Annotated in this window: 22 protein-coding genes and 1 pseudogene; 12 read left to right on the plus strand and 11 right to left on the minus strand. The window is 74.6% G+C overall.

Annotated features, from left to right (window positions below):
• The first annotated feature begins 57 nt into the window (after positions 1–57).
• Both ACZ7BZ_RS36300 and ACZ7BZ_RS36305 read left to right on the plus strand, forming a co-directional pair.
• Positions 58–1,689, plus strand: coding sequence for an AMP-binding protein (locus ACZ7BZ_RS36300; RefSeq protein WP_470362082.1), 1,632 nt, complete (start codon positions 58–60; stop codon positions 1,687–1,689).
• Positions 1,690–1,776: 87 nt separating this feature from the next.
• Positions 1,777–2,424, plus strand: coding sequence for a hypothetical protein (locus ACZ7BZ_RS36305; RefSeq protein WP_470362083.1), 648 nt, complete (start codon positions 1,777–1,779; stop codon positions 2,422–2,424).
• Positions 2,425–2,891: 467 nt separating this feature from the next.
• Here ACZ7BZ_RS36305 and ACZ7BZ_RS36310 read toward each other — a convergent pair whose 3' ends face one another.
• Complete coding sequence (locus ACZ7BZ_RS36310; protein WP_470362084.1) at positions 2,892–3,413, minus strand: P-loop nucleotide/nucleoside kinase family protein; 522 nt, start codon at positions 3,411–3,413, stop codon at positions 2,892–2,894.
• A gap of 156 nt (positions 3,414–3,569) precedes the next feature.
• Here ACZ7BZ_RS36310 and ACZ7BZ_RS36315 point away from each other — a divergent pair, with 156 nt between their 5' ends.
• Positions 3,570–3,956, plus strand: coding sequence for a hypothetical protein (locus ACZ7BZ_RS36315; protein ID WP_470362085.1), 387 nt, complete (start codon positions 3,570–3,572; stop codon positions 3,954–3,956).
• A 31-nt stretch (positions 3,957–3,987) separates the two neighbouring features.
• On the opposite strand, the gene ACZ7BZ_RS36320 is transcribed toward ACZ7BZ_RS36315, so the two are convergent.
• The 3 genes from ACZ7BZ_RS36320 to ACZ7BZ_RS36330 all read right to left on the minus strand — a co-directional run bounded on the left by ACZ7BZ_RS36320 (position 3,988) and on the right by ACZ7BZ_RS36330 (position 6,046).
• Positions 3,988–4,593 carry an AAA family ATPase gene (locus ACZ7BZ_RS36320; RefSeq protein WP_470362086.1) on the minus strand — a complete coding sequence of 202 codons (606 nt, stop codon included), beginning with the start codon at positions 4,591–4,593 and terminating at the stop codon, positions 3,988–3,990.
• 236 nt (positions 4,594–4,829) lie between these two features.
• Positions 4,830–5,366 (minus strand): DUF6328 family protein, encoded by a 537-nt coding sequence (locus tag ACZ7BZ_RS36325; protein WP_470362087.1) that lies wholly within the window; start codon positions 5,364–5,366, stop codon positions 4,830–4,832.
• A gap of 152 nt (positions 5,367–5,518) precedes the next feature.
• Positions 5,519–6,046 (minus strand): MarR family winged helix-turn-helix transcriptional regulator, encoded by a 528-nt coding sequence (locus ACZ7BZ_RS36330; protein ID WP_470362088.1) that lies wholly within the window; start codon positions 6,044–6,046, stop codon positions 5,519–5,521.
• Between the two features lie 47 nt (positions 6,047–6,093).
• Between ACZ7BZ_RS36330 and ACZ7BZ_RS36335 the strand changes: the two genes are divergently transcribed.
• The 3 genes from ACZ7BZ_RS36335 to fusA all read left to right on the plus strand — a co-directional run bounded on the left by ACZ7BZ_RS36335 (position 6,094) and on the right by fusA (position 10,051).
• Positions 6,094–7,008, plus strand: a complete 915-nt coding sequence (locus ACZ7BZ_RS36335; RefSeq protein WP_470362089.1) for a DMT family transporter — start codon at positions 6,094–6,096, stop codon at positions 7,006–7,008.
• Positions 7,009–7,086: 78 nt separating this feature from the next.
• Positions 7,087–7,599 carry a hemerythrin domain-containing protein gene (locus ACZ7BZ_RS36340; protein WP_470362090.1) on the plus strand — a complete coding sequence of 171 codons (513 nt, stop codon included), beginning with the start codon at positions 7,087–7,089 and terminating at the stop codon, positions 7,597–7,599.
• Between the two features lie 349 nt (positions 7,600–7,948).
• Positions 7,949–10,051 (plus strand): elongation factor G, encoded by a 2,103-nt coding sequence (gene fusA / locus ACZ7BZ_RS36345; protein WP_470362091.1) that lies wholly within the window; start codon positions 7,949–7,951, stop codon positions 10,049–10,051.
• 183 nt (positions 10,052–10,234) lie between these two features.
• Here fusA and ACZ7BZ_RS36350 read toward each other — a convergent pair whose 3' ends face one another.
• The 3 genes from ACZ7BZ_RS36350 to ACZ7BZ_RS36360 form a co-directional block, all read right to left on the minus strand.
• Positions 10,235–11,098, minus strand: coding sequence for an NAD-dependent epimerase/dehydratase family protein (locus ACZ7BZ_RS36350; RefSeq protein WP_470362092.1), 864 nt, complete (start codon positions 11,096–11,098; stop codon positions 10,235–10,237).
• Between the two features lie 121 nt (positions 11,099–11,219).
• The gene (locus tag ACZ7BZ_RS36355) at positions 11,220–11,723 is read right to left on the minus strand and encodes a P-loop nucleotide/nucleoside kinase family protein (RefSeq protein ID WP_470362093.1); all 504 of its coding nucleotides are present in this window, start codon (positions 11,721–11,723) and stop codon (positions 11,220–11,222) included.
• Positions 11,724–11,755: 32 nt separating this feature from the next.
• Positions 11,756–12,367, minus strand: coding sequence for a hypothetical protein (locus ACZ7BZ_RS36360; protein ID WP_470362094.1), 612 nt, complete (start codon positions 12,365–12,367; stop codon positions 11,756–11,758).
• 172 nt (positions 12,368–12,539) lie between these two features.
• On the opposite strand from ACZ7BZ_RS36360, the gene ACZ7BZ_RS36365 reads away from it, so the two are divergent.
• The gene (locus ACZ7BZ_RS36365; protein WP_470362095.1) at positions 12,540–13,463 is read left to right on the plus strand and encodes a phosphotransferase family protein; all 924 of its coding nucleotides are present in this window, start codon (positions 12,540–12,542) and stop codon (positions 13,461–13,463) included.
• Positions 13,464–14,129: 666 nt separating this feature from the next.
• Entirely contained in the window at positions 14,130–14,660 is a 531-nt protein-coding gene (locus ACZ7BZ_RS36370) for an EF-hand domain-containing protein (RefSeq protein ID WP_470362096.1), read from the plus strand.
• Positions 14,661–14,822: 162 nt separating this feature from the next.
• Here the strand turns inward: ACZ7BZ_RS36370 and ACZ7BZ_RS36375 are convergent, their stop codons facing one another.
• Entirely contained in the window at positions 14,823–15,461 is a 639-nt protein-coding gene (locus tag ACZ7BZ_RS36375) for a class I SAM-dependent methyltransferase (RefSeq protein WP_470362097.1), read from the minus strand.
• A 120-nt stretch (positions 15,462–15,581) separates the two neighbouring features.
• Here ACZ7BZ_RS36375 and ACZ7BZ_RS36380 point away from each other — a divergent pair, with 120 nt between their 5' ends.
• Both ACZ7BZ_RS36380 and ypfJ read left to right on the plus strand, forming a co-directional pair.
• A complete protein-coding gene (locus ACZ7BZ_RS36380) occupies positions 15,582–16,427 on the plus strand; it encodes a helix-turn-helix transcriptional regulator (protein ID WP_470362102.1) in 846 nt (281 codons plus the stop codon).
• 176 nt (positions 16,428–16,603) lie between these two features.
• Positions 16,604–17,503, plus strand: coding sequence for a KPN_02809 family neutral zinc metallopeptidase (gene ypfJ, locus ACZ7BZ_RS36385; protein ID WP_465746264.1), 900 nt, complete (start codon positions 16,604–16,606; stop codon positions 17,501–17,503).
• On the opposite strand, the pseudogene ACZ7BZ_RS36390 reads toward ypfJ, so the two are convergent.
• The 3 genes and pseudogenes from ACZ7BZ_RS36390 to ACZ7BZ_RS36400 form a co-directional block, all read right to left on the minus strand.
• Positions 17,452–17,658: pseudogene (locus tag ACZ7BZ_RS36390) on the minus strand (DUF397 domain-containing protein); the annotation flags it as partial. The gene ypfJ and the pseudogene ACZ7BZ_RS36390 overlap by 52 nt on opposite strands.
• A gap of 40 nt (positions 17,659–17,698) precedes the next feature.
• Positions 17,699–17,839: a DUF397 domain-containing protein gene (locus ACZ7BZ_RS36395; RefSeq protein WP_470362098.1), complete on the minus strand. Its 141-nt coding sequence runs from the start codon at positions 17,837–17,839 to the stop codon at positions 17,699–17,701.
• Positions 17,802–18,701, minus strand: coding sequence for a helix-turn-helix domain-containing protein (locus ACZ7BZ_RS36400; protein WP_470362099.1), 900 nt, complete (start codon positions 18,699–18,701; stop codon positions 17,802–17,804). The genes ACZ7BZ_RS36395 and ACZ7BZ_RS36400 overlap by 38 nt, the downstream gene beginning before the upstream one ends.
• A gap of 221 nt (positions 18,702–18,922) precedes the next feature.
• On the opposite strand from ACZ7BZ_RS36400, the gene ACZ7BZ_RS36405 reads away from it, so the two are divergent.
• A complete protein-coding gene (locus ACZ7BZ_RS36405; RefSeq protein WP_470362100.1) occupies positions 18,923–19,357 on the plus strand; it encodes an ATP-binding protein in 435 nt (144 codons plus the stop codon).
• A 13-nt stretch (positions 19,358–19,370) separates the two neighbouring features.
• The gene (locus ACZ7BZ_RS36410) at positions 19,371–19,943 is read left to right on the plus strand and encodes a hypothetical protein (protein ID WP_470362101.1); all 573 of its coding nucleotides are present in this window, start codon (positions 19,371–19,373) and stop codon (positions 19,941–19,943) included.
• Positions 19,944–20,056 lie beyond the last annotated feature (113 nt).

Here is a 20,056-nt window from a genome sequence, read left to right on the forward strand (position 1 = left end):
CGGTGGGGGCAGCGCTAGGGTGGGGGCACGGGTGCCCCCGACAGTGAGGAAGTGGCCATGTCCGACCGGGAGTTCGTCAGCGCCCCCGCCCTGATCCTGCGCTCCCTCACCCGAGAGCCGCACCGGCGTGCCATCACCACCGCCGACCGGGCCGAGATCACCGCCGGCGACTTCGCCGCCGCCACCTACCGCCTCGCCCACGAGCTGCTCGCCCGCGGCATCACCCGCGGCTCGACCGTCACCCTGCTCACCGGCAACACCGCCCAGGCCCTCAGCGCCCGCTACGCCGCGGGCCTGGCCGGCGCCCGGGTGGTCACCCTCTACGACGGGATGAGCGCCCCGGTCCTGGCCGAGATCGTCGCCAGCGTCGACACCACCGTGCTCCTCGTCGACGCCGAACGCCACGCCGACGCACCCGCGTTGCTGCCGCTGATCGACGTCCCCGCCGTCCTCACCCTGGGCCCCGGCCCCGACGGAACCGGCCCCGACGGAACCGGCCCCGACGGAACCGGCCCCGACGGAACCGGCCCCGACGGAACCGGCACCGACGGCACCATCGGCGAGGACGTCATCGCTGCCTCCGCCACCCGCCCCGCCGCGGAACCCGCCGTCCCCATCGGCCCCGGCGACGACCTCGGCATCCGCCACACCGGCGGCACCACCGGCATCCCCAAGGGCATCCTCAGCCTCCACGGCCCCTACCGCAGCGTCTTCGACATCCCCTTCGGCGACGCCCGCCCCGACGGCGAGCAGGCCCGCTTCCTCGCCGCCACCTCCCTCGCCCACCTCGCCGGCCTCCTCAGCGACCTGACCCTCCACCACGGCGGATCCGTCGTCCTCCAGCGCTCCTTCGACCCCGGCGACGTCCTCGCCGCCATCGAACGCGAACGCATCACCGACCTGTGGGTGCTGCCCCCGCTGCTCTACCGGCTGCTCGACCACCCCGCCCTCGCCGACACCGACCTGTCCAGCCTGCGCCGCGTCTCCTACGGCGGCTGCGCCTCCTCCCCGAGCCGCATCCGCGAGGCCCTCAAGGTCTTCGGGCCCGTCCTGGTCAGCGGCTACGGCATGTCCGAGGCCCAGAACATCGCGATCCTGGGCCCGCACGAGCACGACCGCACCGGTCACGGCGGCCAGATCTCGGTGGGCCGCCCCCTGCCCGGCGTCGAGGTGCAGATCCGCGCCGCCGACGGCACCGTGCTGCCCGCCGGCGGACAGGGCGGGATCCACGTCCGCTCGGCGACGATCATGGCCGGCTACTGGAAGCGCCCCGACCTCACCGCCCGGGTCCTGCGCGACGGCTGGCTCGACACCGGCGACATCGGCTACTTCGACACCGACGGCTACCTCTACCTGGCCGACCGCCTCAAGGACCTCATCATCGTCGTCGGCGGCCACGTCCACCCCACCGAGGTCGAGGAAGTCCTCCTCACCCACCCCGCCATCGCCCAGTGCGCCGTCTACGGCGTGCGCGACGACCAGCAGGCCGAGCACGTCCACGCCGCCGTCGTCCCCGCCGCCGGGCAGCGGCCGACCCTGGACGAGGTGCGCGCCTTCGTCACCGCCCACAAGGGCCGCATCTACGCCCCCGAAGCCCTCCACCTCCTCGACGCCATCCCGCTCACCGCCGTCGGCAAGCCCGACAAGAAGCGCCTGCGCGAGGCCTCACCCGCTGAACCCGCCCGCTGAACCCGCCCGCCGAACCCGCCCGCTGAGCCCGCCCGCTGAACCCGCCCGCTGAGCCCGCCCGCCGAACCCGATCGAGAGGAAGCCCCCGTGCCCGACCAGCCCGCCCACGCCCCGCGCGGCAGAACCGCGGCCGCGGCCGCCGGACTGGTCGCCGGCCTCCTCCTCGCCGGCATACCCCTGCTGCTCACCGGCAGCGGCAGCGGCGGCGACGACCCCGCCACCGCCGCGGCCTTCGGCGGCCTGGGAGAAACCCTGCACGCCCCCGACCACCTGCCCGGCGGCTTCACCCCGCTCACCGCCGGGGCCGACGCGAAACTCGCCAAGAACGCCGCCGCCGACGAGGCCGGTGGCACCCGCACCCTCTCCCAGGCCTACGGCGGCGCCGCGGCCGCCGTGCGCCAGTACGCCGACGACGGGATGCGCGACTTCCTCGTCCTGGAGGCCGTCCGCGCCGCCAGCCCCAAGCCCTACACCCCCTACGTCGACCCGGCCCCGCTCGGCCAGGCCAAGCCCAACAGCGAGGTCGTCACCATCGGCCAGGTCTCCTGCCTGGTCTTCTACCAGCCCATCCTGACCGGCGAGCAGGCCAGCCCGGACAAGACCAACGTCCAACTGTGCGAACGCACTTCGGCCCACCTGACGGTACGGCTGCGCTTCGCCGGCGCCCAGCAGCTGCAGCACGACATCGACCGGGCCGCACACCTGACCGACCAGGCCTGGTCCACCTTCCCCTGACCCGCCGGCACCCCGGCCCCAGTGCCCTGGGACCTCGCCCCGCACCCGGATTCGGCGTCCGACTTCCCTCGGACATCCGGGCGTTGGGGCGTTCGGCGACCCCTGTGCGGGGCGGTCGATCCCGACGGCGAGCGGGGCGTCACCTCCCTGCTCCGCACCGACCGCGACGGCGCGCCCTGCCGCCTGCCCGACCGGCGCGCCAGGAGCGACGACGCCGTCTGCGAGCCGGTCCACGGCGAGGACGAGTTCCGGGGCCGGGCACCACCCCGCCTTCCCCGGCCCCGGCGGGCCGCTGTCCCGGCGGCCGCGACAGCGACCTCGCCCACCGCGACGAACCGCCGGTCACCTCAGGCCCCGGCGACCGGGAACCGCCCGCTGTGGACGGGAGGTCGGTGGGGCCGACTTCCTGTGCGGGGCCGGTGTCGAGGCCGTGGTCGGGTTCCGGTGCGCGGGCAGGGTGGGGGCGCTCAGGGGCGGGTGAAGGCGAGGACGTCCGCCAGGGGCGGGTCGTATCCGTCGGTGGTGTCGACGCTCAGGTGTGGGGCGGGCAGGGAGGGCGGGGTGAAGTCGTCCAGCAGGTTGCCCGGTCCGGGTGGGGCGGCGAGCAGGTCGCGGTCGGCGTGGGCGGCGCGGTGGCGGTCGGTGGCCAGGCGGGCGGCGATCCGGTGGCGGGCCACCGCCGCCTCCACCCGGCAGTGCACGACGCGCAGTTCGGTGCGGGCGGCCAGCGGGGCCAGGCCGGGGCGCCAGAGCCGGTCCTGGTAGGCGGCCTCGGCCACCGCGCTCACCCCGGCGTCCACCAGCACGCCGAGCACGGCGAAGAACGCGTCGTGCACCGCCCGGTCGGGGGCGGGCGTGCGGGTGCCGGCGTGCAGCAGGCCCTGCTTCAGCTCGTCCCGGACGACGGCCGGGCAGCCGATGGCCCGGGCCAGGGCGTGCGCCAGGGTGGTCTTGCCGCTGCCCGGTCCGCCGCTCACCACGATCAGCACCGCTCGTCTCCCGTCCAACGCGCCCGTGGGCCAGGCCTGTTGGCAACTTCGTGCCCGAAACCTCCGGTGTCCCGGGTTCGCTGTGCCCGGTGGACGGACCAGTGGGCCCGGGCGGCGCGCTGCCGCACGGGCCCGTACGGAACGGAGGGGACCATCATGACCCAGCCCGCAGACGCGGTGCGCGCCGGCGGCCCGGACTCGGCGCTCGACCGGGTGGCCGACTTCTACGGCGCCTACATCGACGCCGTCTCCGACGGCACCGACGACCTGTCGGACCGGCTGCGCGCCCACTACCTCACCGAGGACTTCCGCCGGCGGCTGGCGGCCTGGGAGGAGGCCAACCACGCCGACGGCGTGCTGCGCGCCCAGGACGTGCCGACCGCCTGGGAGGCGCGTTACCACGACTCGGGCGCCGGGCACCTGTTCACCACGGTCACGCTGACCTGGGGCACCGGGCCCGATGCCGGCCGCACCCGGCTGGCGGTGCGGAGCGACCTGGGCACCAGGCTGGTCTCCGGCATCGAGGACGCCCCCGCCGGGTAGGACGGGGGAGCTGCCGCCGCCCGGGCCGGGTTCAGGCCAGGGCGGCGGCCAGGCGCTGCGGCAGGGTCTCGTACGGCAGGCAGTCGACCACGGGCAGGCGGTGGGCGTGGGCCTGGGCGGCGAGCCAGTGGGAGTAGCGGGCGCTGACGGCGGCGCGGGCCGGCTGGGGGCCGCAGTCCGGCTCGCGGTGGGCGTAGTTGGCGCCGATGTGCTCCGGGTCGCCCTCGTGCAGGAACACCGCGCGCAGGCGCCGGCCGTGCGCGGCGGCCTCGGCGGCGGCGCGGGCGGCGGCCCGGGGGCTGAGGTAGTCGCCCTCGACGACGGCGGGCACCTCCACGCTCAGCCGGTTGCGCACGACGCCGAGCAGGGCCTCGTCCAGGGCGTGGGCGGTGGCGATCTGCAGGTCCAGGACGCGGTCGGCGCCCAGGGTCCGCTCCGGGTCGTGGTGGCCGGCGAAGTGGTGCAGCCCGGGGTGGGTGGCCGCGGTGGTGGCGGCCTGGAGGGCGGCGACGACGTCGTCGAACTCGACCACGAACGCGCCGTGCCGCCCGGCGAGGCGGGCGGCGGCGCGGCTCTTGCCGACGCCGGAGGCGCCGCCGATCAGCAGGACGTCCCAGGAGCGGTGGTCGGTGTGCATACGGTCACACTAGGGGAGGCGGGTGAGTGAGCGGTTGCGGGGGCCGGTGGGCTCTGTGGGGTGGGGCAGGCGCCCGGGAGCGGCGCCGGCCGGCCAGGCCCCCGGCGCCGCAAGCCGGTCCACGGTCTGGTCCCGCCGCCCGCCCGCCCGCCCGCCCGCCCGCCTGCCCGCCCGTGGTCCGGGGTACGGGCGGGCGGGGGCCGGCCGGGAGCGGCCGGGGCCGGGGTCGGGGCTGGTCAGGGCCGGTCGCCGGTGGCGCGGCGCAGGGCCCAGGGGAGGACGAACCACAGGGCGGCGAAGGTCAGGGCGACGACGCCGGTGATCGCGACGGCCACCGCGGCGCCGAGGACGACGTCGAGGACCAGCAGGACGGCGCCGCTCAGGGCGCAGGCCAGGAGCAGCAGGCCGTACTGGGCGATGCGGGCGGAGACGTGGACGATGCGGGCCTTGTCGGGGTGGCGGTAGAGGCCGTGGTGCAGGGCGACGGGGGTGGCCAGGACGGCGGCGGCGATGACGGTCAGCAGCAGGGTGGTGATGTAGATGTCCTGCTGGGGGTCGGAGAGTTCGGCGAAGCGCGGGGTGAAGGCGACGCCGAGCAGGAACGCGAAGACGATCTGCACGCCGGTCTGCAGCACCCGCAGTTCCTGCAGCAGTTCCACCAGGCGCCGGTCGGCCCGCACCTGCGGGTTCTCCCAGCCCGGGGGCGGGGGCGCGGGCTGGGGCCGGTCGGCGGGGCCGGGCGGGGGAGGCGGGGGAGGGGGGCTGCTGCTCATGGGTCACATTGTCCGCGCGCGCCGCCGGCCGTCGGCGAGGGCGGGGGAGTCGGCGTCGGCGGCGCGCCACGCGGCGGCTCGCTCCCGTGGGCGCGCAGGCCCGGCAGGACGGGCGGGCGCCCGGGCCCGCCGTCAGGCCGTGCGCCCGCCCGTCAGGCCGTACGCCCGCCCGCGCCGCCCCCGTCCAGGCGCTGCTGCCAGGCGGTGAGCAGGGTCTGCAGGGCGGCGGCCTCGCTCGGGTCCAGGTGGGCGAGCAGGCGGTGCTCGTTGCGGATGTGGGCGGTGAACGCCTCGTCGATCAGGCGCAGTCCGGCCTCGGTGAGGGCGACCACGCGCCCGCGCCGGTCGTCCTCGGCGGGGCGGCGGGTGACCAGGCCGGCCCGCTCCAGGCGGTCGACGCGCTTGGTCATCGCGCCGGTGGTGACCATGGTGTGGGCGGCGAGCTCGCCGGGGGCCCGCTCGTAGGGGGCGCCGGCCCGGCGCAGGGCGGCGAGCACGTCGAACTCGCCCTCGCTCAGGCCGTAGCGCTCGAAGACGAGGGTGAGTTCGGCGCTCAGGCGCGCGGCGAGGCGGTGCAGGCGCCCGATCACGGCCAGCGGGGAGACGTCGAGGTCGGGGCGCTCGCGGCGCCACCGGGCCTGGATCAGCGCGACGTGGTCCGCATCGTCCTGGTGCTCCATGGCCTCATCCTACCCGGATCACTTCCATGGAAGCTATATTGTCTTCCATGGAAGCCAATGCCCGGTGGGTGCTGCTGACCGCCCTCGCCCCACTCGCCTGGGGCGCCAACTACTGGGTCACCCACGCCTACCTGCCCGCCGACCGCCCCCTGTGGGGCGCCACCCTGCGCGCCCTGCCCGCCGGACTGCTCCTCCTCGCCCTCGCCCGCCGCCGCCCCCACGGCCCCTGGTGGTGGCGCAGCGCCCTGCTCGGACTCCTCAACACCGCCGTCTTCTTCGTCCTGCTCTACCTCGCCTCCCAACTCCTGCCCACCAGCACCGCCGCCACCGTCATGGCCGCCTCCCCGCTGGCCATGCTGCTCACCGCCTGGGCCCTGGCCGGCCAGCACCCGCACCGCGCCCACCTGGCCGGCGCGGTGGTGGGCCTGGCCGGAGTGGCCCTCACCGTGCTCGGCGGCGCCGGCACACCCGGCTGGGCCGGACTGGCCGCCTCGGCCGGCGCCATGCTGGTCTCCTCCGTCGGCTACGTCCTCGCCGCCCGCTGGCGCGAGGGCGCCGACCCGCTGGCCGCCACCGCCTGGCAGCTGACCGCCGGCGGCCTGCTCCTGCTGCCGCCGGCCGCCGTCGCCGAGGGCCCGCCCCCGCCGCTGCACGGCCCCACCCTGCTCGCCTTCGGCTACGTCACCCTGGTGGCCACCGCCCTCGCCTTCGCCTGCTGGTTCGCCGGACTGCGCCACCTGCCGGCCGGCACCGTCGGCCTGCTGGGACTGCTCAACCCGCTGGCCGGGGTGCTGCTGGGCACCGCGCTGGACGGCGACGAACTGGGCGTGCGCCAGGGAGCGGGGCTGGCACTGGTGGCCGCCGGGATCCTGCTCGGCCGGCCCCGCACCCGCACCCGCACCCGGGCCACGGCGCCGGCCGCGCCCGAACCCGCCGGCTTGCCGCAGCGGCACGGCACGTGATCGGATGACGCGCAGCATCGCGTGCCGGTGGCGGACCGCGCCAGGCATGGAGGTGCGCAACCGAAGGGACCGCCCGCCGTGGCCTCCCCCGTCGACGGCGGCCGAACCGCCGCCCTCAGTCTCCAACTCTCCCAGGCCCACCACGAACTGCGCCGCCGCCTGGCCGACGTCCGCGCCGGCCTGGGCCGCCGGACCCTGCCCGACGACGCCCTGCTCACCCACTGCCTCGCCTTCTGCACCACCCTGACCAACCATCACCAGGGCGAGGACCAAGGCCTGTTCGCCGCCCTCGTGCGGGAACGCCCGGACCTGGCACCGACCGTCGCCGAACTCGTCGAGGACCACGGCCTCATCACCCACATCCTCGCCCGGGTCCGCGAACTCGCCGAACACGCCGTACGGGCCGCGGCCGGACCCGGCATGGACCTGGCGGCGATCGGCCGCGAACTCGACGGCCTGGCCGCCATCATGGAGTCCCACTTCGGCTACGAGGAACGCGCCATCGGCGCCGCCCTGGACACCGCCCTGGACGCCACCGCGCCCACCCGGGACGGCTGGCGCGACGCGGTGCTGCGCCTCCGGGCGCCGTAAAACCCCTCGCCGACCCGCACCCGCTCTCCCTAGACTCGCCCCGCAGCCGCGCCCCGAGCGCGCGGCCGACCACGACGACGGCAAGGGGAGAGGGGGTGCGGCGGCCATGCCGAAGCACAGTGCCGCCACCCCCTCTCCCGCCTCGCGGTACGAGGTGATCCTGGTGTCCCCGCCCTACCGGTGCCCGCTGCGCGGCCGGCACCGGGGCAGTGCCGCTTCCTGAAGACGCCCGCACGGATCCCGTACGGCCTCCTTCCCGCCACGTGCCTGACGATGCGTCAGCTCGTGGCGACGGCACTGTGCCAATCGCGCGTCCACCCGTAGCACCGCCTCGAAAGGCACCCGGGCCATGCGCACCGACACCACCACCAGCACTGCCGCCGCCACCAGCACCGCCGCCATCGCCGCCGTCCGCAACCTCGGCATCCTCGCCCACGTCGACGCCGGCAAGACCACCGTCACCGAACGGATCCTCTACCTCACCGGCACCACCCACAAGCGCGGCGAAGTCCACGACGGCACCACCGTCACCGACTTCGACCCCCAGGAACGCGACCGCGGCATCACCATCTTCGCCGCCGCGGTCAGCTGCGCCTGGGACGGACACCGGATCAACCTCATCGACACCCCCGGCCACGTCGACTTCGCCGACGAGGTCGAACGCAGCCTGCGCGTCCTGGACGGCGCCGTCGCCGTGTTCGACGCGGTCGCCGGCGTCGAGCCGCAGAGCGAGTCGGTGTGGCGCCAGGCCGAGCGCCACGGCGTGCCCCGCATCGCGTTCGTCAACAAACTCGACCGCGCCGGCGCCGACCTGGACGCCGCCGTCGCCTCCATCCGCGAACGCCTGCACCCCCACCCGCTCGCCGTCCACCTGCCCATCGGCGCCGAGGACGCCTTCACCGGCGTCGTCGACCTCGTCCACCGGCGCGCCCTGACCTGGGACCACCACGGCACCCTCACCCAAGGCCCGGTCCCCGAGCACCTCGCCGCCGAGGCCGCCGCCCGCCGCCACGCCCTGGACGAAGCGGTGGCCGAACTGAACCCCGAAGCCCTGGAGGAGTACTGCACCCACGGCGCCCTCGACCCCGCCACCCTCACCGCCGCCCTGCGCGAACTCACCCGCACCGGCGAGGCGGTGGTGGTGCTGGCCGGCTCCGCCTACCGCAACCGCGGCATCGAACCCCTGCTGGACGCCGCCGTCGCCTACCTGCCCTCACCCCTGGACACCCCGCCCGTGACCGCCGCCGACCACCACCAGCAGCGCCACGCCGACCCCCAACAGCCCCTGACCGCCCTCGCGTTCAAGGTGACCGCGGCCCCCACCGGCCGCCTCACCTACCTGCGCCTGTACGCCGGCACCCTGCGCAAGGGCGACACCCTGCTCGACGCCGGCACCGGACGCACCGAACGCGTCGCCCGCATCCTGCGCGTGCAGGCCGACCGCCACACCGAGACCGACCACGCCCTGGCCGGCGACATCGTCGCCGTCATCGGCCCCAAGAACGCCCGTGTCGGCGCCACCCTGTGCGACCCCGACCACCCGATCCGCCTGGAGGCACCCGTGAGCGCCGAACCCGTCGTCACCGTCGCCGTCGAAGCCCGCCGCACCGAGGACACCGACAAGCTCACCGCCGCCCTGGCCCGCCTCGCCGAGGAGGACCCGTCCCTGCGCCTGGCCACCGACCCCGAGACCGGCCAGCGCACCCTGTCCGGCCTGGGCGAACTCCACCTGGAGGTCGCGGTGGAGAAGGTCCGCCGCGACGCCGGGATCCAGGCCGTCGTCGGCCGCCCCCAGGTCGCGCTGCGCGAGGCCCTGGTCCAGGGCCTCACCGGCTTCACCTACCGGCACGCCAAACAGGACGGCGGCGCGGGCCAGTTCGCCCACATCGTCCTCGACCTGGCACCCGCCCCGGACGGCTTCGCGTTCACCTCCACCGTCACCGGCGCACGGGTGCCGCGCGAGTACGTCCAGGCCGTGGAGGCCGGCTGCCGCGACGCCCTCACCGAGGGCCCGCTCGGCGGCCACCCCGTCACCGGCCTCGCCGTCACCCTCACCGACGGCCTGACCCACCCCAAGGACTCCTCCGACCTCGCCTTCCGCACCGCCGCCCGCCTGGGCCTGCGCCAGGCACTGCGCGCAGCCCGGCTCCACCTGCTGGAACCGCTCGCGCAGACGAGCGTCACCGTGCCCGAGGACGCGCTCGGCACCGTCCTGGGCGACCTCGCCGCCCGCCGCGCCACCGTCCAGGGCACACGGACCGGCCCGGGCGGCACGGCCGAGGTCAGCGCACTGGTGCCACTGGCCGAACTCTTCGGCTACGCGGCCCGCCTGCGCAGCCGCACCCAGGGCCGCGGCACCTTCACCACCCGCCCGGCCGGCTACGCCCCGGCCCCGGCGACGGCCTCGACGTCCGGTGTGACGGCCTCGACGTCCGGTGTGACGGCCGGCTGAGGCGCGCCCGGTCCGGCCCTCCCCGCCACGGGGGAGGGCCGGACCCCGGTCCGCCGACCGCCCCGCGCGCCGCGGTGACGGACACCCGGGGCGCACCTGAACCTCGAACTCCCCGACCTGCCGCGACCGCCCGCGACCGCCCGGGACCCACAGGCCCGGCCCCGCCGACGACGGCGGGTCCGGTCACAGCACACCGGCCTCCGCCGCCGCCCACGCCGAGGGGTACAGCGGGCGCCAGCCCAGGTCCCGGCGGGCGGCCGCGGTCGACACCTGGCCCTCCCACGGGTCGAACGCCTCCGCGCCCTGACCCGAACCGCCCGGGTGGGTGCAGCCGTTGAGCAGGTGCAGGTCCCAGGCCGTCAGCGGGGCGTCGTCGCAGACGTTGTAGGTGCGGCCCTCGATGCCCGGGGTCACCACCGTGCGCCACAGCGCCTGCGCCACGTCCGCGTGGTGCACCACCGCCAGCCGCTGGTGGGCCGGCCAGGACGCCGCCCAGTGCAGCGACTGCGCCAGGTGCGGATCGCCCTGCCCGTACACGAACGCCAACCGGGCCACCACCAGCGGCAGTTCACCGCCCAGCTCGCGCAGCCCCGCCTCGGCCTGCGCCTTGGACCGCGCGTACACCCCCCAGGCCGGGTGCGGCGCCAGCTCGTCCCGCTCCACGGCCGGGCGGCCCAGTCCCCGGCCGTACACCAGGTTGGTGCTGGTGTGCACGAACCTGGCCACCCCGGCCTCCGCCGCCTCCCGCCCCAGCGCGACGGCCGCGTCCCGGTTCACCGCCCACGCCTGCTCGTCCGGCACCCCGCGCAGCGCCGCCGCCACGTTCACCACCACCTCGGCGCCCTCCAACGCCCTCGCCCGGTCGGCCGGTTCGCACAGGTCGCCGACCACCACCTCCACCCCGTCCAGGCCCACCTGCCGCGCCTTCGCCGCGTCCCGCACCAGCACCCGCACCGTGCCGCCCTCGGCCCCGGCCCAGCGCACCAGCCGCGGCACCAGCCGCCGCCCCACCGAACCGGTCGCCCCCGTCACCAGGATCTTCGCCATGTCCCCATCCCCTTCCGGGATTCCCGCTCTCTCCGACACCCACCACCCTGCCCCGGTGGAAGCGGCGGCGGCAGAGACCCGCCGAACCAGGGATCCCCGATCCCCGGCTGGGGCGGCGCTCTCACCCCGGGGGCTGCACGACGACCTGCTCGCCCTCTCCCTCCGGCTCCTCGAAGTGGGCCAGGTAGCGCTCCAGCAGCGCCCGGTCCACGGTGACGCAGTCGGCGCCGTCCTCGCCGTTGCGCCGATCCAGGCGGCGCTCCAACGTCGCCCGGTCGGCCTTGAGATGGACCAGCTCCCAGCGGCAGCCGTGGCCCTCGACCAGCGCCTTGTAGTCATCGCGGGCGGCGCGGCTCCAGAAGCTGTAGTCCACCACCACATCGCGCCCGGCCCGCATCAGCTCGACCAGCTCCCGCCGCTGCTCGCGGCGGACCTCCTCCTTGAGCCGGTCGTACGCCCCGGCCGCCAGCACCAGGCCGGCGTCACGCCGCCCGAGCCGCTGCCAGACCACCTCGTCGATCGAGAGCCGGACGTAGCCGCGCCGCACCAGCCCCATCGCGTAGGTGGTCTTGCCCGCGCCCGGGGGGCCGCACATCAGCACCACGGTGCCCAATCGCTGTGTCATCGGCTAAGGTTAGGGCCGCCCACACCCGGCGGTCACCGCTGCCCGGGCCTCGGCACGCCCCCGTCACCGCTCCCCGGCCGCCCGCGCCGCCGTGCGGGCCGCGCGGGAGCGGCCCGCCAGCGGACGGCGAGCGCCGTCAGGAGCGCCGCCCCGAACGCGTACGCCGGCAGCCACTGCGTCGTGGTGGCGGCCAGGCAGTCGTTCACGGCCTGCCGGCTCTGGTCGCCCTGCGCCGCCGCCAGCGCGGCGCCGCCCCGGTCGGCGAGAGCGCCGAGGGCGGCCTGCGCCTTCACCGCGGCGTAGTCGCCCAGGCGGGCGCACTCGGCGCGGGTGCCCGGCATCGGGAACAGCCAGGACCAGCGCTGCATCGCCGGGGCCAGGACGAGAGCCGCGCACAGCCCGACGACCAGCGCATAGGCCGTCAGGCTCCGCAGGTGGACCGAGCCCGCGCCGGGCGTGGGGGCCGGCGGGCCAGCGAAGGAGAACACCACCGCGAGCAGCGTCAGGCCGAGGTAGGTGGAGAACCACTGCCACGAACCCGAGGCGAGCGCGGCCGCCAGCACACCGGCGAGCGCGGTGCCCAGCACCCCGGCCTGCCCGCCGGGAGGCCGGCTCGGGGTACTCGGGCGGCTGTGCTCGTCCATGGTCCCTCCTGCCTGCGTCCGGGCGCACCAGTCTGCGGCCACGGCACCCCGCGGCCTCCGACGCCATGCCGCCCGCCGCGCCGCCTCGCCCGGTCGGCGGGGGCGCGGCAAGCCTGCCGGCCCGGGGGGAAAGGCCGGTGCGTCGACGAGGGCCGGCGCCTAGCCTGCGGGGGTGAACCTTTCGCACCTCGGAGTGCCGACCGGGCCGATGACCCGCGTCCACGGCGGCTTCGCCAACCGGATGTACCGGCTCGACACCGACCAAGGATCGTTCGCGGTCAAGGAGTTGAACCTCGCCGACCGCCGCTCGCCCTACCGCGTCGAGGACGTGTTCAGGTTCGAGCGGGCGGCCTTCGCCGCCGGCATCCCGATGCCGGAGCCGATCTCGGCCGGCCACGACACACTCGTCCACCGATGGGTCGAGGGCGAAAAGGTGCCGGAAGCACCGGTGTCGGAGGCGTACGCGTTCGAGATCGGTGAGATCCTCGCGCGCATCCACGCCCTCGACATCGCGTGGACCCCCGGGCCGAGCGAGGAACCGACGCCACGGGACTGGCCCCAGCTCGCCGCGCGGGCGGCGGCCACCGCACAGCCGTGGGCCGACGAACTCGCCTCCCACGTCGAGACGTTCCTCGCGATCGCCCACCTCGTCGACACCTGCGAACGGCCGGGCCCCCTCGTACTGACCCACCAGGACATCCAACCGTGGAACCTGCTCACCCGAGAAGGCCGGCCGGTGCTGCTCGACTGGGAGCTCTCCGGGATGCTCGACCTGTCCGGCGAGCTCGGCTCGACCGCGCTGAGCATCGCCAAGGGGCCGGGCTTCGACACCATCGAGCCCGCCGTCTTCCGCGCGGTCCTCCACGGCTACGCCGCGGGCGGCGCAGCGCTGCCGCCGCCGGGCCCGAGCTGGTTCGTGTTCATGATCGGCGGCTGGCTGGGGCACACGAGGTGGAACATCCTCCGCTGCCTCGCCGCCACCGAGGCGAGCACCGGCCCCGACCTCGCGCTCTCGCACGAGTCCGCGCGCAACGGCCTGCGCGGACTCCCCGACCTGTTCGGCCGGCTTCCGCAACTCCAGGCGCTCCTGGTGTGACAGCCACCGGCGCGGTGTCGCCCGGCGTGACGCGCCCGCAGCGGACGCACCCCTGGACTGTCGTTCAGCCACAGGGCTGCTTCCCGGTGCTGCGGCGGCGCTGGGCGGACCGTACGCCGCACCAGGGCGGACTTCGCCCGGTACGGCACGATCTTCCGAACGACACAGGCGTCCTCGATTCCGGGCCGGGCCGGGCCGGGCCGGAACCAGGCGTCGGGGAGGCGACCCTTCCGGTGTCCGCCTGCAGGACGAGCCGCTCCGCCGCCTCCACCCACCGGATGGTGGACGCGCTCCGCATGAGCAGCCTCTCGAGCTCGGTCAGGTCATCGGGAAGGCGGTCGGCACCGTCCATCGGAGGCAGCCTCTCTCTGCCGGAAGTCCGGCTTGGGCGGCACCGATGACAGGTTGGCCTGATGGCTCCGCAGACAAGGCCGGCCCGGGCTGCGCCGGGATGGCTATGGGCTCCTGGAACTCGGCATCGTGCTCGCTGCCGTCAGCGCCGACGCCGCGAGCAGCCGCTCCATCGGGCAGCGCCGTAAACACCTCCGCCTCACTGTTCACCTGTTCGAGTGAACGCCTCATGATCGTCACCACGCACCGGTGGGCGGCTGGCTAGGTTCCGAAGCGAATCACCCACACCGCACACCACCGCACTGGAGGATCACGATGGGCGCATACAAGCAGCGGCACCTGAATCTGTACGACCGCATGGACAGCGACCGCGACTGGAAGCTGAACTGGGACGACTTCCAGGCCGTCATCGATCGGCAGGACGCCTCCGGGCCGCGGGCGAAGGCGTACGAGGACTTCATCCGGGCCTACTGGAGCATCGTCGGCCCCGCCGACACCAACAAGGACCGCCAGGTCTCCAGGGACGAGTACCTCGCCTATGTCGAGAAGAAGCTCATCGGGACGACGCCCGAGTCCTCGGACCTGGGCCCCATGGCGAACGCGGCGTTCACGTTCATGGACACCGCCGGCACCGGTGCCATCGGCAAGACGCAGTTCCAGGACTACCTGACGGCCCGCAACGTGAGCGCCGACGACGCCGAGGGGGCCTTTCGCCGGCTCAGCGCCGACAAGGCGACCGTCACCGCCAAGGACGTGCTCGTCGGGCTGCACGCCTTCTTCACCGAGCCCGACCCGACGCCCGAGCACGACGCGTGGGTGTACACCCTGTTCCCCACCCAGAGCTGACGGACCGACAGCCCCGTACCGGCCCCCGGTCGTCGTAGGGATGGTGCCTTGGGCGGGTCCGGTCAGTGCCGGATGAGATGGGCTCGCCCGGCACCGGCGCGCTGCTGGGCGAGGTGGCCCGACCGGGACAGAAACCCACAGATCCGGAACCTAAAACACGGCCTAGGCGGCGCGCAGGATCAGGTGGCCGCGGCGGAAGCGTTCGCCGTCGCCGGGGGCGCGGAGCAGGCGGGCGGTCTCGGTGAAGCCGGCCGCGCCCGCGATCTCGGCCAGGGTGTCGATGGGCCAGCGGTAGGCGGTGGTCACCTTGTGGTCGAAGGGCGCGACCGGCTCGCCCTCGGATTCGAAGAAGGCCAGCAGCGCGTACCCGCCCGGGGCCAGGACCCGGCGGAACTCGGCCAGGTAGGCGGGCAATTGCTCCGGCGGGGTGTGGATCAGCGAGTACCAGGAGACGACGCCGCCCAGCGTCGCGTCCCCCGCCGCCAGGGCGCCCATCGAGCCGACCTCGAAGCTCAGCTGCGGGTACCGGCGGCGGGCGATGGCGACGAGCGCGGGGGAGAGGTCGATGCCCCAGGTGTCCAGGCCCGCCGCGTGCAGGGCCGCGCTCAGGTAGCCCGGCCCGCAGCCCAGGTCCGCCACCCGGGCGGGGCCGGTGGCGCCCACCAGGTCGGCGAAGGCGGTGACGAACGAGCGGTCCAGCGGCAGCTGGGCCAGGCCGTCCTTGACGAGGTCGGCGTAGCGCACGGCCAGGGCGTCGTACGCGTCGGCGGTGGCGGTCAGGTATGACGAGGTATCGGGCACGGGCCACGACCCTAGACCACGATCCCGGACCACGGCCCTAGACCACGGCCCTGGACCACGACCCCCGGACCGGTAATCCCTGGCTACCGCCCCCCGTTCCACGCCATGCTGGGCACCATGATCGACCGTGAGGCCCTCGCCGACTTCCTCAGCCGCGCCCGCGCCCGCCTGACGCCCGCCGACGTCGGACTCGCGCCCGGGACCCGGCGCCGCACCCCCGGGCTGCGCCGGGAGGAGGTGGCGCAGCTGGCGGGGCTGTCGGTGGACTACTACGCCCGGCTGGAGCAGCGGCGCGGGCCCCAGCCCTCGCCGCAGCTGCTGACCGCGCTGGGGCGGGCACTGCGACTCAGCGAGGACGAGCGGGACCACCTGTTCCACCTCGCCGGGCACGAGCCGCCGCGCCGCCACGGCCCGCTCGCCCACGTGCGCCCCGGGCTGCTGCTGATCCTGGACCGCCTGCACGACACGCCCGCCCAGGTGGTCTCCGACCTGGGGGACGTGCTGGCGCAGAACGCGATGGCCACCGCCGTGTTCGGGGACGCCACCGCCCCCGCGCCGGGGCGGCGCAACCTGCTGCTGCGCTGGTTCACCGACCCGGCGAGCCGCGCGCTGTTCCCGCCCGAGGACCACGAGGCGCTGGCCCGCGCCCACGTGGCGGGCCTGCGCGCCGCCCACGCGGCCCGCCCCGGCGACCGGCGCGCCACCGAGCTGCTGGCCGAACTCCTCGCCACCGGGGTGGAGTTCACGACGCACTGGGAGCGGCACGAGGTGGCGCTGCGGCGCAGCGGCCGCAAGCGGGTGCTGCACCCGGTGGTGGGGGAGCTGGAGTTGGAGTGCGAGGTGCTGGCCGCGGGCGGGCAGGACCAGCTGCTGCTGGTGCACAGCGCCGCCCCCGGCAGCGAGGCCGCCTCCCGCCTGGCGCTGCTGCGCGTGGTCGGCGCCGGCGCCCTGGACTCCTCGGCGTGACCTCGGTGTGACGCGGCGGCTGCGGCGCGTCAGGGCCCGCTGCCCGTACGCTGGGCGGGCCGCGGGCGGCACAGAACGCCACCAAAGCGACGAAGCTGCGCACCTGTACAACGGCACAGCGACACAGCGGCACAGCGGCACATCGACGGATCGACAAGAAACGGGCAGGCACGGGCATGCAGTTCGACGACCAGGGCGACCTCGACACCTCACAGGTGGACGACCGGCGCGGCATCCCGGGCGGGAAGGTCGCCATCGGGGGCGGGGCGGTGGGCCTGCTCGCGGTGCTGTTCGCGGTCATCCTGGGCGTCGACCCCCAGCTGCTGGGCCTGTCCGGCGGCGGTGGCGGCACGTCCTCCTCCGGGGCACGCACCGACGGCGAGGTGCAGCAGGCCTGCAAGAAGGGCGCGGACGCCAACAAGCGCCAGGACTGCCGGATCACCGCCGTCACCAACAGCCTCCAGGAGTTCTGGAGCGCCGAACTGCCGCGCCGCACCAAGGTGGCGTACAAGCCGGCCCAGACCGTGCTGTTCACCGACCGGGTCTCCACCGCCTGCGGCCCGGCGACCTCGGCGGTGGGCCCGTTCTACTGCCCCGGCGACCAGAAGGCCTACTTCGACCTCGGCTTCTTCAGCGAACTGTCGACCCGGTTCGGCGCCAAGGGCGGCCCGTTCGCGGAGTCCTACGTCGTCGCCCACGAGTACGGCCACCACCTCCAGACCCTGCTGGGCACCATGCAGAAGGTCGGCGGCGACCGCCAGGGCGCCACCAGCGCCTCGGTGCGCCTGGAGCTGCAGGCCGACTGCTACGCCGGGGTGTGGGCCCACCACGCCACCACCACCCCGCAGGCCTCCACCGGCCGTCCGCTGATCGCCGCGCTCACCGACCAGGACATCGCCCAGGGCCTGGACGCGGCCGCCGCCGTCGGCGACGACCGGATCCAGAAGCAGGCCACCGGGAAGATCAACCCGGAGGCGTGGACGCACGGCTCCGCCGACCAGCGCAAGGCCTGGTTCACCACCGGCTACCGCAGCGGCGACCTCGCCCAGTGCGACACCTTCTCCGGGAAGATCTGACGCACCCTCCTTTGGCCGGAGCGGACGGCGGCCACGAACGACGACCAGGCCTCGGCCGGGAAGGCCAGGGCGGGGCCTCGGGGGTCCTTGGAGTCACGGACCGGCACTTGGCCGAGGGGTCCGATTGCCACCTCGACGCATTGCCCCTGCTGCGCGCTGTAGGAGCTCTATCGTCAGGTCAGCATCGACATCTTCTCAGCAGCCTTGCGCCGGAAGGTCGCCGTTGCGAACGGCTGCAACGAAGGCTTCCCAAGCGGAGGCGGGGAAGACGAGGGCCGGTCCCTGGGGGTCCTTGGAGTCACGTACGGGGACGAGGCCGGGGAATCCGGGGGCCACCTCGATGCAATCGCCGCCGTTGCCGCCGCTGTAGCTGCTCTTGCGCCAGACAGTCGCGTCGAGCTCGATCCTCGTCATCCTTGAACCCTTTCAGCGCATCAGCGATCAGCGCGAGCGAGTCGGCCACTGGTAGTGCCGCCCCGTGAGCCAGATCATAGCTTCGCCGATGGGCCGCCACGATCGCCGGATCATCATTGCCGTGCCCTCGATCGAGACTCTCGGAGTAGACACAGGTCCGACCGTCAGGCATCTCCAACATCACCATGGACTTGTCGATGATGGCCTGTCGACACGTGAACGGCGCGACCTGAATGATCACGTTGGGGAGCCGCGCGACAGCCGGCAGGTGTTGCATCTGGCGTCGCATGACTCCTGGTCCACCGAAGACTGTCCGAATGGCGCTTTCGTCCAGAATCACCTGCAGAAGCGGGCCATCAGGGTCCAGGAACCGTTTCTGCCTCGCCAATCGAGCGATCGTTCGCTCCTCGATCACCTTTGGCTTTCCGGCCGCATCACTGACCGCGAACACGGCCTCCGCATACGTACGGCACTGCAATAGCCCATGGATCACCGCCAGTTGGAAGATCCTTGCAGCCACTGCCTCGGCTTCCATGTCGACGTGGGTCCGGAACCAATCCGGGTGTTCAAGTCCGGCGTTCCAGTCAACCCTTCCCCAGATTCGCTTCAGTGCGCCGCCCGTGTTGAGCAGTTCATCAGCCTTCTCCACCAGTTCCGGTGGCATGCGGCGCTGACCGGTCTCGTACCGGGTGATGTTCGTCCGGCTGCAGTGCAGCTCCTTGCCCAGCCCCTCCTGCGTGAAGCCGGCCAGCTCCCGGTAGAACCGCAGCTCCTCGCCGAACAACTCCGCCGAACAACTCCGCCGAACTGGCCGTCAACTCCCGCTTGATCCGCCGATGTGCCACAGCCGGCCCCCTTACGCACCACGTGCCCCTGGCACCAGGTTTCGCCATCACCGTACCTTCGCAGCCTCGATCATTGACACCAGAACGCAATCATTCGCACGCACAGCGTGATTGCGCACTGCCCTCGCGCTCCCTCATCCGCCCCCCGAGGAACTTCGCCATGCTCGTTTCCCGCCGCCCCCACCCCCGCACGTTCGCCGCCCGTCTCGACTCGCGGCCCGAATCCACGCCCCTGGCCCGGCACTTGCTCCGGGCCTACCTCGCCGCCCTGCCCGCCGGCGACCGCTACCGCGATGTCGCCGAACTGCTCCTCGGGGAGCTCTTCGCGAACGCCGTCCAGCACGCGGGCGCTCCCGACGACCGGCTGATCGAGGTGCGGTTCGCCGTCATCGACGACCGCCTTCGTCTCGAGGTCCACGATGCCGGGGCCGGGCGGCCCTCCGTTCGCCGTTCCCGGCCGGACGAGGAGTGCGGGCGCGGGTTGTTCCTCGTCGACGAACTGGCTGAGCGCTGGGGTTGCTGTCCGCGCGCGGGTGGGATCGGCAAGTTCGTCTGGGCGCTGATCGCTCCCGCCCTCACCCTCTCCACCGTCTGAAAGCGCGCCTCCGATGCTGCCCGCCCTGCCCGACCTCGCCCTGCCCGACCTCGCCCGGCGCGCCCTCGACCGTGGCCACACCCCTGCCCAGGCCTACGCCCTGCTCGCCCGCGGCTCGGGCCGCCCCCTGCCGGCCGCCCGGGCGCTCTGCCTCGCGCTGTCCATCCCCCTCGCCGAGGCCACCATCCGGCTCAACGACTGCTTCGACGCGCTCCTGGCCGACCCCCGCCCCGGCTCCGAGGCCGACACCGGCGAACTCCTCGAAGCCCTCGGCGTGTTCGACGTCCCCAAGACGCCGACCGCCACCGACCTGGCCGTCATCGAGCACTTCCTCACCGCGATCGACGCCCTCGGCGGCATCCGCGCGGGCCACCGGCACGGCCTGGGCCGCTGGTTCACCACCGGCAACCTCACCGCCGCCTACCTCTCCCTCGCCGCCGCCCGTCCCCTGCCCACCACCGGCGACCCGGCCCGGTACTGGTCCGCCCTGGTCGAGGCGGGCGAACTCCTCGCCGCCGCGCCCGCCCCCGACCCCCGCATCACGTACGCCCTCGCCGTGTGCCGTGCCCGCGTGCCCCGCGCCTGAAGGCCCACGCGCGCGCAGGAAGGGGAAAGGGGGGGGGTCTTGTGCGGGTGTGGGGCCTTTCCAGGGCGCCCCCAAGGGGTGGTCGGGGGGTGGGGTGGGGAGAGGGCAGAAAG

This window comes from Kitasatospora sp. NPDC036934, assembly GCF_055608425.1.

Excerpts from the sequence above, each read along its gene's own strand:
- ACZ7BZ_RS36320 (WP_470362086.1), bottom strand. The coding sequence starts at position 4,593 with ATGCACACCGACCACCGCTCCTGGGACGTCCTGCTGATCGGCGGCGCC.
- ACZ7BZ_RS36410 (WP_470362101.1), top strand. The coding sequence starts at position 19,371 with ATGCTGCCCGCCCTGCCCGACCTCGCCCTGCCCGACCTCGCCCGGCGC.
- ACZ7BZ_RS36300 (WP_470362082.1), top strand. The coding sequence starts at position 58 with ATGTCCGACCGGGAGTTCGTCAGCGCCCCCGCCCTGATCCTGCGCTCC.
- ACZ7BZ_RS36350 (WP_470362092.1), bottom strand. The coding sequence starts at position 11,098 with ATGGCGAAGATCCTGGTGACGGGGGCGACCGGTTCGGTGGGGCGGCGG.
- ACZ7BZ_RS36325 (WP_470362087.1), bottom strand. The coding sequence starts at position 5,366 with ATGAGCAGCAGCCCCCCTCCCCCGCCTCCCCCGCCCGGCCCCGCCGAC.
- ACZ7BZ_RS36405 (WP_470362100.1), top strand. The coding sequence starts at position 18,923 with ATGCTCGTTTCCCGCCGCCCCCACCCCCGCACGTTCGCCGCCCGTCTC.
- ACZ7BZ_RS36330 (WP_470362088.1), bottom strand. The coding sequence starts at position 6,046 with ATGGAGCACCAGGACGATGCGGACCACGTCGCGCTGATCCAGGCCCGG.
- ACZ7BZ_RS36355 (WP_470362093.1), bottom strand. The coding sequence starts at position 11,723 with ATGACACAGCGATTGGGCACCGTGGTGCTGATGTGCGGCCCCCCGGGC.
- ACZ7BZ_RS36360 (WP_470362094.1), bottom strand. The coding sequence starts at position 12,367 with ATGGACGAGCACAGCCGCCCGAGTACCCCGAGCCGGCCTCCCGGCGGG.
- ACZ7BZ_RS36370 (WP_470362096.1), top strand. The coding sequence starts at position 14,130 with ATGGGCGCATACAAGCAGCGGCACCTGAATCTGTACGACCGCATGGAC.
- fusA (WP_470362091.1), top strand. The coding sequence starts at position 7,949 with ATGCGCACCGACACCACCACCAGCACTGCCGCCGCCACCAGCACCGCC.
- ACZ7BZ_RS36315 (WP_470362085.1), top strand. The coding sequence starts at position 3,570 with ATGACCCAGCCCGCAGACGCGGTGCGCGCCGGCGGCCCGGACTCGGCG.
- ACZ7BZ_RS36335 (WP_470362089.1), top strand. The coding sequence starts at position 6,094 with ATGGAAGCCAATGCCCGGTGGGTGCTGCTGACCGCCCTCGCCCCACTC.
- ypfJ (WP_465746264.1), top strand. The coding sequence starts at position 16,604 with ATGCAGTTCGACGACCAGGGCGACCTCGACACCTCACAGGTGGACGAC.